This window comes from Streptomyces sp. NPDC055815 (genome assembly GCF_053616475.1).
Map to the genome: position 1 here is coordinate 1 of NZ_JBSHDU010000147.1, position 8343 is coordinate 8343.

At 69.1% G+C, this 8343-nt stretch carries 9 protein-coding genes; 5 read left to right on the forward strand and 4 right to left on the reverse strand.

Annotated elements, in window-relative coordinates; genetic code table 11:
* The 3 genes from ACWGN5_RS41245 to ACWGN5_RS41255 form a co-directional block, all read left to right on the forward strand.
* A partial coding sequence (locus ACWGN5_RS41245) for a substrate-binding domain-containing protein (RefSeq protein WP_453524012.1) occupies positions 1-282 on the forward strand: 282 nt, incomplete at its 5' end.
* Positions 283-769: 487 nt separating this feature from the next.
* Positions 770-2143: a metallophosphoesterase gene (locus ACWGN5_RS41250; RefSeq protein ID WP_453524031.1), complete on the forward strand. Its 1374-nt coding sequence runs from the start codon at positions 770-772 to the stop codon at positions 2141-2143.
* A 159-nt stretch (positions 2144-2302) separates the two neighbouring features.
* Positions 2303-2941 (forward strand): hypothetical protein, encoded by a 639-nt coding sequence (locus ACWGN5_RS41255; protein ID WP_453524015.1) that lies wholly within the window; start codon positions 2303-2305, stop codon positions 2939-2941.
* Between the two features lie 31 nt (positions 2942-2972).
* On the opposite strand, the gene ACWGN5_RS41260 is transcribed toward ACWGN5_RS41255, so the two are convergent.
* Positions 2973-3104 carry a hypothetical protein gene (locus ACWGN5_RS41260; RefSeq protein WP_453524034.1) on the reverse strand — a complete coding sequence of 44 codons (132 nt, stop codon included), beginning with the start codon at positions 3102-3104 and terminating at the stop codon, positions 2973-2975.
* Here ACWGN5_RS41260 and ACWGN5_RS41265 point away from each other — a divergent pair.
* Entirely contained in the window at positions 3085-4749 is a 1665-nt protein-coding gene (locus ACWGN5_RS41265) for a recombinase family protein (protein WP_453524018.1), read from the forward strand. The genes ACWGN5_RS41260 and ACWGN5_RS41265 overlap by 20 nt on opposite strands.
* Before the next feature lie 219 nt (positions 4750-4968).
* On the opposite strand, the gene ACWGN5_RS41270 is transcribed toward ACWGN5_RS41265, so the two are convergent.
* The 3 genes from ACWGN5_RS41270 to ACWGN5_RS41280 all read right to left on the reverse strand — a co-directional run bounded on the left by ACWGN5_RS41270 (position 4969) and on the right by ACWGN5_RS41280 (position 6920).
* Complete coding sequence (locus ACWGN5_RS41270; protein WP_453524021.1) at positions 4969-5412, reverse strand: hypothetical protein; 444 nt, start codon at positions 5410-5412, stop codon at positions 4969-4971.
* A 46-nt stretch (positions 5413-5458) separates the two neighbouring features.
* Complete coding sequence (locus ACWGN5_RS41275) at positions 5459-5863, reverse strand: hypothetical protein (RefSeq protein WP_453524023.1); 405 nt, start codon at positions 5861-5863, stop codon at positions 5459-5461.
* Between the two features lie 589 nt (positions 5864-6452).
* The gene (locus ACWGN5_RS41280; protein WP_453524026.1) at positions 6453-6920 is read right to left on the reverse strand and encodes a hypothetical protein; all 468 of its coding nucleotides are present in this window, start codon (positions 6918-6920) and stop codon (positions 6453-6455) included.
* 491 nt (positions 6921-7411) lie between these two features.
* On the opposite strand from ACWGN5_RS41280, the gene ACWGN5_RS41285 reads away from it, so the two are divergent.
* A complete protein-coding gene (locus ACWGN5_RS41285) occupies positions 7412-8182 on the forward strand; it encodes a transposase (RefSeq protein WP_453524029.1) in 771 nt (256 codons plus the stop codon).
* Positions 8183-8343 lie beyond the last annotated feature (161 nt).

An 8343-nucleotide genomic window follows, 5' to 3' on the forward strand; every position in this document is an offset into this window, starting at 1 on the left:
GCCCGCCGCTACGGACTACGCGTCCCCGACGACCTCCTGATCGTCTGCTGCAGCGAATCCACCGTCTACGCCACCACCGAACCACCCATCACGACGCTCTCCCTCAAGCCCCGCAGGATCGGCACGGCCGTCGTCCAGCTCCTCATCGACGCCATCGAGGGGATCGACACCGACGGACCGGTCGAGCAGGTGATACCGACCGAACTCATCGTCCGCACCTCCTCGCAGCGGCGCTCGCCGCGCACCACGGTCAGCCCGCCGCGCTCACCCGCGAAGGACTGACACCACGGGCGGCGGCGCCCGAACCCGCCGTCATCCGACCCGCCGTCCCCGCCCCTGCCCGTGGGCAGGGGCGGCGAAACCGGTGACCGTACCGGCCTCGACCCTGGACTGGACCTTCTCAATTCGGGCGAAACAACCGGTGAACCCGGAGTGGACCCGGATTCACCACCCCTGGTGCGTCACACAGGAGGACCCTCATTCCTATGATGGGCGGACGACACCGCGGACCACCCCGACCAGGCCGGTCCGCGATGTGCAGGGCATCGCGACGGTGGTGGAGGGGTCGATGACTCAGGGGGCCGGTCAGGAGCCCGTGGTACGCACGGCGACATTGCGTGACTTCCGCGTACCGCCGTACGCCCGCGTGCCCGTGCAGGGCCATGCCGCCGAGCCCCTCTCCCCGGAGGAAGCGGCACCGGCTCCGGCGGTCGAGCCCGCACCCAGCGAGCGCCTGACCGCCGTCGAACACCCCGCGTCCGCGGCGCACATGCCCCCGGTCGCCCCTTCACCGGTCGAGGCCGTCCCGATGCCGACCCCGCAGGCCGCGGCGTCACCGATCGAGCCGCCCCCGGCCGCACCGACACCGCCCGCACCTGCCGCCCCGGTGACTGGCCCGGTGGCTCCCGCGGCACCCGCCGCCCCGGCGGCTCCCCCGGCGCCCGCCGGCCCGGCCGCGCCGGCAGCCCAGCCCGTCCCCCCCGCGCCGCAGGCACCCGCACCCACCGCCCCGGCCGCACCGGTGACGGCACCGCCCGTGACGCCACCGCCCGTGTCCCCACCGCCCGTGTCCGCGCCGATGCCCGCCGCTCCGACCCTCCACCTGGGTCACCGCCTCGCCCCGTCGTACACCACCTCCACGACCGGCTCCTCCATCGTCTCCGTCGCCACCGGCCACCCCGGCAACGCCTTCCCCGAGGGTGAGCCCGAGGGATACACCCCGACCGAGCGCGACCTCCCGGTCATCAACCGCGGCGACACCGTCCAGGTCTCGGTCGCCTCCGAGCAGCCGGCCCCCGCCCCGGCTCCCGGGAACGGCGACGGCCCCGGCCCCCTCTACGTCGTCGGCGACGTCCACGGCTACCTCGACGAGCTCATCGCCGCGCTGCGCGCCCAGGGCCTCATCGACGAGAACGGCAGCTGGTCCGCGGGCAACGCCCGGCTCTGGTTCCTCGGCGACTTCACCGACCGCGGACCCGACGGCATCGGCGTCATCGACCTCGTGATGCGCCTCTCCGCCGAGGCCGCCGCCGCGGGCGGCTACTGCAAGGCCCTCATGGGCAACCACGAGCTGCTGCTCATCGGCGCCAAGCGCTTCGGCGACACGCCCGTCAACTCCGGCGCGGGCACCGCCACCTTCCAGGCCGCCTGGCTGCTCAACGGCGGCCAGAAGCACGACATGGACCGGCTCCAGGACGTCCACCTCCAGTGGATGTCCCGGCTGGACGCCGTGGTCCGCGAGGACGACCACCTCCTCGTGCACTCCGACACCACCGCGTACCTCGAATACGGCCAGACGATCGAGGACGTCAACGAGACGGTCCACGAGGTCCTCAACCGGAACGACGCCGACGAGGTCTGGGACCTCTTCCGGAAGTTCACCAAACGCTTCGCGTTCCGCGACGACGGCGGGCCGCAGGCCGTCCAGGAGCTGCTCTCCACCTACGGCGGCCGCCGGATCGTGCACGGCCACAGCCCCATCCCGTACCTCCTCGGCCAGGTCGGCACGGAGGACGGCGAGGACGGCGGGGGCCCGGTCGTCGACGGACCGCACGTGTACGCCGACGGTCTCGCGATCGCCATGGACGGCGGCGTGACCATGGCCGGAAAGCTACTGGTCGTCCAACTCCCCCTGAACGGCTGACGCATAACCCTGCGCATCCGGGGAAGTCGATTTCCGGAAACACCCTGTCAGGCCGTGGCGTCACCGCAATACCATCGGGTCATCCGTAGCAGGCTCTCCTCCGTTTCCGCCCAACCGACCGTTTCCCACGGCTGATCCGGGCCTACGGAGCATCGGGGGATGCACATGAACGTGGCTCCGCACCTGCTGACCGAGGACCGCGCCGAGTACGAGCGGCTCCTCGACGACGCACTGAGCACCGCACACGCACGTCCGGATCTCGACGGAGTCGGAACACGACTCACGGTCGCGCAGCTACGCGCCATGACACTGAACGCGACAGCGCTGGTCACCACCGCGGCGGCGAGCGAGTACGACCACTTCGTGAAGGTCCGCGAGCAGAACCGCGCGGCCGTCGACACCCGCATACCCGTGGCCGACCCCGGTACGGGCGCCGGAGTCGTCGCCATCGTCACCGTGATGGTGCCCGTCCTCGCGGGCACCGCCGCCGCGATACTCCTGCTTGTCGGGGCGGTCCTGCACGCCCTCGCCCCCACGGTCGTGTTCGGCGAGACCCTGCTCACGGCCGGCCTCGTCTTCGCCGCCCTCGCCGCCGCCGGCCTGCTCAGCGCGGGCACCGGCCTCCTCCTGACCGCCCTGCGCAACAGACCGGCCGCGGCGAACGGAACGGCCCCGGCGGACGACGAACTCACCCGCGCCCGCGAAGCCTGGCGCCGCGCCCTCCTGGAACGCGGCATCCTCCCCTTCCTCCAAGCCGCCCTCGCCGCCACCGCCCCACCGGACCCGCCGACGCCCTGAGGCCCGGCGGGTCATGGGGAGCCGCCGCTCGTTACGACTCGGCCAGCGGCAGGTAGACCCGGTTGCCGGAGGCCGCGAACTCCTTCGACTTCTCCGCCATGCCGGCCTCGATCTCCTGCTGCGTGCCGCCGTGCTCACGGCGGATGTCCTGGGAGATCTTCATCGAACAGAGCATTAGCAGAGTATCCATATGGTCTAGGGTCGTGGACAGACAGCCGCACGAGACCCGAGGGGGGCCGCCGATGGAGAAGCGCGAAGAGCTCGTCAGCAGGTTGCGAGGGGTACCAGAAGGCACGCCGACCGTGGACGAGGTTCGAGCGATGCTCGCCGCGGACCCCACGCTCAAATGCGTCGTCTGCTACGCGCGCATCTCGTTCGACGGACGGGTCAAGGACGCCCACGGCATCGAGGACCAGCACCGCGAGATGGGCGAGAACGCCCGCGCGTTCAACTGGCTGGTGGTCTACCGGTACACCGACAACGACAAGAGCGCGAGCAAGGAGAGCGTCGTTCGCGACGACTTCGAGCAGCTCATCACCGACTTGAAGGCCGGCCACACGCCCGAGGGCTACCCCATCCATGGCGTGATGGCCGTGAACGACGACCGCCTCTACCGCCGGCCGAGCGACTGGGAGCGGTACCTGAAGGCGTTCACGGCGCACGAAGGCCGCGTCTACCACGACTCGAACGGCAGTCAGGATCTCTACGCCGAGGGGTTCGAGATCAAGGGCCTCGTGGGCGTGGCCATGTCGCTCAGCGAGACGAGGAAGAAGCAGCGCCGCTCACGCAACAGCCACCGCAACCGGGCGGTTCGCGGCCTGGCCGTCTCTGCGTGGCGCCCGTTCGGCTGGGAGGACGACAAGGTCACGCTCCGCCCGAAGGAGGCCGACGCGATCCGCCAGGCCGTCAAGGACGTGATCGCGGGGGCGTCCATCTCCGAGATCACCCGTCAGTGGAAGGAGGCCGAGTTCATCACGAGCCGGGGCAACCCCTTCCAGTACCAGACCGTCAAGCAGGTACTGATGAACCCGCGACTCTGCGGCTACCGGGAGATCAAGGGTGAGCTCGTCCGCGACGGGGACGACAACCCCGTGGTCGGCGAGTGGGAGGCGATCGTCACTCCCAAGGACTGGTACGCCGTGACCAACACGATCCGCGAGCGGGGGCGAGGGGCGGGCGTGCCGACGGGCGGTCTGGTGCACAAGTACCTGCTGACCGGCATCCTCAGGTGCGGCCACGTCCTGGAGGACGGGACCGTCTGCAACAACAAGATGATCGGCATCAAGGCGAACGACTGGTTGAAGTACAAGCACGCCTACATGTGCAAGAAGACCGTCGACGGGGGCTGCAACAAGACGTACAAGCGGGGCGACGAGACCGACAGGTTCGTGGTGGACGTGGTCATCGCCAAGCTGGAGAAGGACGCCGCCAGCAAGTCCCGCGACGTGCCCGACTGGGACAAGGCCGAAGCCCTCGAACGTGCCATCCGCAGCCGCAAGGAGCTGGAGCGCCGGTGGCACGACGACGAAGACACCGACATCGACGACGAGGCGTTCTTCCGGAACCTTCCGGTGATCGAGCGGCGCATCAAGGAGCTACGGGCCGACCAGGCGAAGAACGAAGCGTTGAAGGCGGAGGCCGAGTCCGCAGAGGCCGACATCGCCGCGTCGTTCAAGGGCAAGACGCTGACGCAGAAGCGCAAGGCCATAAAGGATGCGCTCGTAGCCGTTGTGGCCGTCCCCGGCGGCAAGGGGAACAAGGCGTTCGACTACGAGCTGCTCAAGCCTGTGTGGCGTACTTCCGAGTGAGGCGGATGCGGGGTAAGGGGCTGCCGGTGACTTTGGCGGCCCCACCGCTTTCGCGGTAGAACCGTCCCGTCAGGCACTCTGATCGCGCTGCCACACCGGGGAACGCCGACATCCCGTCCTACGGTTCTGCCCGTCGAGGCGTGCATGCCCGCACGGACGCCATCGTCATCGTGAAATCCGGGAGGAGATCCGTGCGCGCTCCGGGTATGGCACGGCCGGTTAGCCGATGGTGAAGTAGAACGGCAGGTTCGCGTACTCCTTGTCGCCGTTGACGGTGATGACCGTGATCGTGTCAGGGTCGTTGCCACAGGACTCGAACGGGTCGGTGCGGATCATGAGCGTGCTGCCGTTGGGGGTGGCGCCGGGCGCGCCGCTGGCCGATCCCATCGCGGCGATCGTGGCGTTGGGCACGACCTTCTGCGGGTCGATCCGGGGTTCGGTGAACTTGATGCAGTTGATGCCGTCCGCGGGCTTGGTGACTCCGGCGATGCCCTTGTTCTGGGAGATGGTGCCGTTGTATTCGATCAGGCCGGCTGCCTGCGAGTACGGGGCGCGGGCGGGGCCGGGAGTGGACGCGAAGGCTACGGTGGCCGCGGTCGCGGCGCAGACGGTGACGGCGCCCGTGACCAGGGCGGCGATGCGGGTGCGGCGGTTGTTGAACATGGGTCTCCTCATGGCGCGGGTAGGGCGGGGGGAAGGGGTGTTGCGCTTAGGGGAGGACCCAGTGGAACGGCGCGTCGGTGCTCGCGTTGCCGGTGGTGCGGCGCGTCGTCACGGAGAAGACGTCGTCGTCGCTGCCGCACGGGGTGCCCCACTCGACACGGATGTAGTGGTCGGACCAGCCGCCGGTGAGCGTGGCCACCGGGATGGACTCTGCCTTCTTGACCTCAGCGTCCTTGACCTTGATGCAGTACTCGCCGACCGTGGGGCGAGTGACGGATTCGATGCCGTATGCCTTGAGGATGGTCCCGTCGGGAGCGACGGAGACGGCGGCCTGCGAGTGCGGGGCGTAGGCGTTGTCGGCGACGGCGTAGGCGATTCCGGCGGCGGCCGTGGCAGCGATCAGACCGGCACCGCCGAGGACGACGGACTTGCGCAAGGTTCCTCGGAACATGGCTCTCCCCATGGGTAAGCAGGCCCCCGGAACCAGGGGCCTAGGAGGTTGTGCGGACGACGCACATACAACCGAAGGGAGCCGCCCGGTCCGCAGCTCCGCTGCCGGTGTCCGTGTGATCCACCCGTACACCGCAAAGAGGAAACGGTCCGCCGGAGGCAGTGGGGTGACCGGGCATACGAACGGCGCCTCGGCACGACGGCTGCGAGCGACAGCCACCGCGAACGGATCAGGGGGTACGAGAGGGCAAGCGAGCGATGGCGCGCGGGGTGGTGGCGCCGATGCGCGGTAACGCACGCGCTCGACCTGCTTTGTCTCACCCTGAGAACGCATCAGCCCTGCCGTCGCCGCAGGGGCGCTCAGGACTGCATGGCGTACTTCCTAAGGCTTGTCCCGTATTGGCGCGTGAGCTGGTGCTTTGCCTGACGGTACGGTCGCTGGGTGGAGTCGAAGCGGTTGAACGAGTGCCCGCTGCACGGGGCCGGTGTACGTCCTGATTACCTGGTCGGGCGGCGTCTTGAACGAGTGCTTGCGTCGTGGCACCTGCACGGTGCGGAGCCCCGGTCCGGCCCGAAGGCGCCTACGGCGGCTACGCACCCACCCTGGACAGCTCGCCCCGCCCGTGGACCTGGGCGACACTCGGGCGGACCCACTCGCATGGGAGCAGCCATCCGGGGCAGCAACGTAACCTCATCCGCCCCAGGACGTTCAATCCGGATGTGAAGATCAACATGCGCGTCATCAGCGCACCTCTCGTTCTTGCCATCGCCGTGCTGGGCTCGGCCGCCGCGCCCGCCGGCGCCGCCCCGCTCGCCCCGCCCATGGCCGCGCCCGCCGACGTCCCGACCGACTTGGGCAGTGACGTCCAATTTGGCATCTCTTTCAACGCAGGAATCATCAGCCAGGCCGTCTCGACGGCGGCCGGAGCCGCATCGAGCGCCTTGAGCAGCTCGTCCAGTTCTTCCAGCAGCTCGTCCAGCTCGTCGAGCGCGCCCTCGGCCGCCAGCCCGGCAGCAGCAGCCGCCGCCGCAATCGCGTACTCCGGCTGGTACAACACGCTGTACGGCGGCCTCGGGGCCCCAGCCTCGGTCCGGTAGGAGCCCCAGCGCGTCCCGGCCCGGGCAGTCACACCTGACGGACTCCCGAGGCCGGGACGCCGTAGCGGTCTCCCTGGCCACGGACGCTCTACACGGCCCAGGAGCCCACGGTGATGGCCGTCGCCCGGATGCCGGAGACCTGGGGGCCGGCATGCCGTTGGTTCCCAGCAGCAGCTGCGTGACCGCGAAGGCCAGTGAACGCAAGGGGCACCCCAGCAAGCACTGCAGACTGGGGACCAATACGAGCAGGTCTGTCCACCCCCGAGCCGGGGGTGGACAACCTTCAAAGAGGGTCATCAACGGTACGGGCGGTACGCGAAGAAGCGGACCCGGACACCGGCCGGCTCGCGCTTGAGATCACCTTCGACTCCGGCCGCGTCCGGGGATCTGCGTCTTTCCAGCAAGTGATCAGCGTGCCAGTACCGGCGGGAGCCGTGTGAGGATCTCGCCCGTGACTGGTGTGATCACGGCGTCACAGCCGTCCTGGATAGCCCCGTTCACCGGGCTGAGCACGCGCTGCTTCGGCAAGTTGGTGACGATGCTGCGGCGTGAAGGCGCGGACTCGGTCCGCAGAGGCCGGCCGTGGAGCCTGCCATTGGAGGACCGGGTGCTGCTGGTCGCCGCGTACTGGCGCACCAACTTGACACTGCGCCAGCTCGCCCCGTTATTCGGCGTCTCCAAGTCCGCGGCCGACCGCATCATCAACCACATTGGCCCCCTGCTCGCACTCCAGCCCCGCAAACGCTTCCGCAAGGGCACCGTGCTCATCGTGGATGGAACCCTGGTCCCCACCCGCGACCACACGGTGGCCGAGCAATCCAAGAACTACAGGTACTCCACCAACCACCAGGTCGTCATCGACGCCGACACCCGGCTCGTCGTCGTGGTCGGCCGGCCCCTGCCCGGCAACCGCAACGACTGCAAGGCATGGGCGCTGTCCGGCGCGAAGGACGCCGTCAGGAACACAACGGTGATAGCTGACGGCGGCTACCGAGGCACCGGACTGATCATCCCGCACCGCCGCGACCCCGGGCAGAGCGAACTGCCCGCCTGGAAAGAAGAACACAACACCTCGCACCGCAAGGTCCGTGCCCGCGTCGAGCACGCCTTCGCCCGCATGAAGACCTGGAAGATCCTCCGCGACTGCCGTCTCAAGGGCGACGGCGTACACCAAGCCATGAGCGGCATTGCCAGGCTGCACAACCTCGCCCTCGCTGGTTGACCGAGCAGTCTGAACAGGACCGGCCGCATCCGCACCAACTCGAAGACTATTTGCGGGACAAGCCTTACGAGCTCGTGCACGGTAGGCGGCGAGACGTCGAGCCTTGGATGGGTGATCATGGTCAGGTGGTGGGGAACGCGTCTCGTGCAGTGATCATCAGC